Below are 2,914 nucleotides of genomic sequence, written 5' to 3'. Positions count from 1 at the left end.
CGGCCTCACAGTGCTTTAAAAAGGTTGATGCGCGTTGAAATTGCACAATGCGAAAGATTTAGCGACGGTGGGCGCTCAAATCGTGGAAGGCCGATTCCGGGCGGGGGTATTTCCGCATCCTGTTAAAGCCCATTCACCGATAGCATCAACAGACAAACCGGACAATTCCGACAATTTGTGTCGCTACCGATAGGGGGCGCCGGGAATTCAGACAGTGGTCTAAGTGGCGCGACTGATCCTGTCTGCTGCTATCATTCGGCAGCAAAAGCAGACAAACCATTTGAGCGGGGCCACAACGACATGTTCAAAAAATCCATGAAAGAATCAGAGAGTCGACATCGGTCACACTCCGGTCGGCGGCTTTTTTATTGGCTTTGACGTGATCGCGGAACTTGCAGCTCTGGCGTTCTATGGAGCTTCATGGATGTCACTCTGACTGCGATTCCTCACTGCGTCGTAAGGTAGCGTTCCTTGTGTTCGCTGAGTTCCTCTATGGGTACTTTCATAGCGAAGTGAACCGCCCCGGATTTTGTGGAGGCTCCAACTCTTGAGAGTGATTCATCGGGTTTTGCCCGACCCCGAAGGATGAAGCGCACGACTGCTGCGGGCGGATCGGAGAAGGAATACCCTTACGAGGCAGCGGTGGTCGACGTCGGCCCATCATCTGGTGCACCGAGCCCGTTTGAGAGTTGGATCCGCAGCCCTGCGAGCACCCCGAATTGTGACCGAGGGCACATGTTGCCCTGCCTGCGCGCCTAGTTCTACTGTGTCACATAAGTTGTTGCGCGGTCTATCCCCGCAGAGGAAGAGTGCCATCGTTGCATGAGCCGTAGTTCAAGCAGAATACGCAGCGTGGTAATGGAATCAGGAACGTGGCGTTGAGCGCGCTGGACTGCCCCGGGGGATGTAATCTGGGGGAAGGGCAGGCAGCGCGCGTTCCGGGAAGTTTTTTATCGCGCTCATCCGAGCGCATCCTGAGTCGCTGAGCCATCAGAAACCCATATGCAGCGATACTCAGCGTGGCGTGGTGGTGGAAGCCACGCCAGCCTCGCCCTTCGTAATGGCCGAGCCCGAACTCCTGTTTCGGGTCCTGATAGTCGCGCTCGATGCGCCAGCGCATTTTGGTCACGAACACGAGCTGCTCGAGGGTCGCCTCTTCGGGGGCGGTAGTGAGAAAGTATTTGAGCGGCTCCGTATCGCCATCAGGCCATTCAATGAGCAGCCATTCTTCGTCGCGAACGGTACTTCGCCAATAGTCGCGATGTGCGGGGCGAACGCGCATGGCGGCGAAGCGGGAGGAAAGTGCTGCGTTGCTGCCTTCCCGCCAGGTGACGGTTTGCCAGGCGTTCACGGGCAATTGCATGGCCAGTTCCTTCACCGCGAGCGGTTCGTGGCCGGGCGCACGGCGCAACAATGTCGGTGGCTTGCCGCGCCGGCTCCATGGCCTGGGTGGAAGTGGCGCCGTACCGGGTGCCCACACAGAGGTGCCAGGCCGGATCCCTACGGCGTACAACAAACCGAGTTCAGTTACGCCCTCCCGGAAGGCGGTTTCGCCGCCGTACCCGGCATCGGCCAGCACGATGCCCGGGGCAACGCCGGATGCTATAGCCTCACGAAGTTGGGTCAACGCAATCTCGGGCTTGGTCTCGAAAGCCAGATCGTCGGGAATGCCCGCACGACGGGCACGTTCCCGGTCTTCAATCCATTCCTTGGGGACATACAGCTGCCAGGCAATCGGCAGGCTGCCGCGTTGTGTCGCGATCGACAGGCTCACTGCGACCTGACAGTTGTCCTGTTTGCCGAGTTGCCCACAGTACTGACGTGCCATCCCGACCGAATGACGTCCCTTCTTTGGAAAACCGGTGTCGTCAATAATCCAGTAGTAACCGGTTTCTTTAGCAGCGTGCGCGTCTAACGCGGGCATCACCCATTCCCGTATCCCCAGCAATATGCCAGGTCTCTGGAATTCCAACAACACGATTTCCGCCGGAAACCCCCAACGCTTAAGGCTCTACGGTTTGTTCAGGCTGGACTACTTACCATGGTCGCGTGAGGCCAGCCTCAACTTCATCCCGATCGCAGCAGCCGAGTGCCTCCGTTTCTTCGATTCGGTGGCTGCGACGGATCGCGCCACATACCCATAAGGATCAAGGTAAGCGGCTCGTGCCGGCCGTTATAGACGGTGGCTGAGGGCGACATCAAAGTGATGCCCATCATTTCCAATCTGATGGGCACCACTTTGACAGAGTCTGCGGAGAAGAAGCCGGGTTCCCGAACGGGGCGCCCGAACTACCCCCGGGAGCTGCGTGAGCGACTGGCAGCAGCAGCTTGCGAGCCGGGCGTATCAGTCGCGAAGCTGGCGCGGGAGAACGGCATCAACGCGAACATGCTGTTCACCTGGCGGCGGCGATATCTGGCCGATCAGCAAGCTCGATCTGCCGGGCTCATTCCGGTCGTATTGCTCAACGACACGCCGACGGAGGTCATTGCATCAGCTCCGGTAGAAGCGCCCGCGCAGGGCTCGAAGCCTGTATCACCGGTCGGCACGATCGAGATCCGGATCGGTCGTGCGGTGGTTAAAGTGGACGGCCTGGTTGATGCCGATATGCTGCGGATCGTGCTGGGTAGTCTGCGCTCATGATCTCCCTACCGGCAGGCACGCGCATCTGGATCGCTGCTGGCGTCACCGATATGCGATGCGGGTTCCAGGGGTTGGCAGCGAAGGTGCAAACAGCGCTTGGGGAGAATCCGCTGGGCGGCAACGTCTACATCTTCCGGGGCCGTCGGGGGAGTCTCGTGACATAGTGCATCCTTTGGTTAGAAGCCCGGCAACTTGAGTGACTTCTCTGCTTCCTGTCGGGCCTTGAAGTGAGGCGGTCGCCTTTCCTTAATAGCCCGTACACCTTCCCTGACG

2 protein-coding genes and 1 pseudogene are annotated in these 2,914 nt (G+C 59.0%); 2 read left to right on the top strand and 1 reads right to left on the bottom strand.

The window, feature by feature from the left end; translation table 11 throughout:
• Positions 1-864 precede the first annotated feature (864 nt).
• Positions 865-1,951: pseudogene (locus tag AB3X96_RS42185) on the bottom strand (IS701 family transposase); the annotation flags it as partial.
• A gap of 231 nt (positions 1,952-2,182) precedes the next feature.
• Between AB3X96_RS42185 and AB3X96_RS42180 the strand changes: the two are divergent.
• Together AB3X96_RS42180 and tnpB are read left to right on the top strand one after the other, a co-directional pair.
• Complete coding sequence (locus AB3X96_RS42180) at positions 2,183-2,641, top strand: transposase (protein WP_368594368.1); 459 nt, start codon at positions 2,183-2,185, stop codon at positions 2,639-2,641.
• Positions 2,638-2,805 carry an IS66 family insertion sequence element accessory protein TnpB gene (tnpB, locus tag AB3X96_RS42175; RefSeq protein ID WP_176112620.1) on the top strand — a complete coding sequence of 56 codons (168 nt, stop codon included), beginning with the start codon at positions 2,638-2,640 and terminating at the stop codon, positions 2,803-2,805. Before AB3X96_RS42180 ends, tnpB begins: the two co-directional genes overlap by 4 nt.
• Positions 2,806-2,914: the final 109 nt, after the last annotated feature.

Origin of the sequence: Paraburkholderia sp. BR13439 (genome assembly GCF_040948805.1) — a bacterium.
Lineage (GTDB): Bacteria > Pseudomonadota > Gammaproteobacteria > Burkholderiales > Burkholderiaceae > Paraburkholderia > Paraburkholderia youngii.
This window is presented reverse-complemented; position numbering and strand designations above follow the sequence as displayed.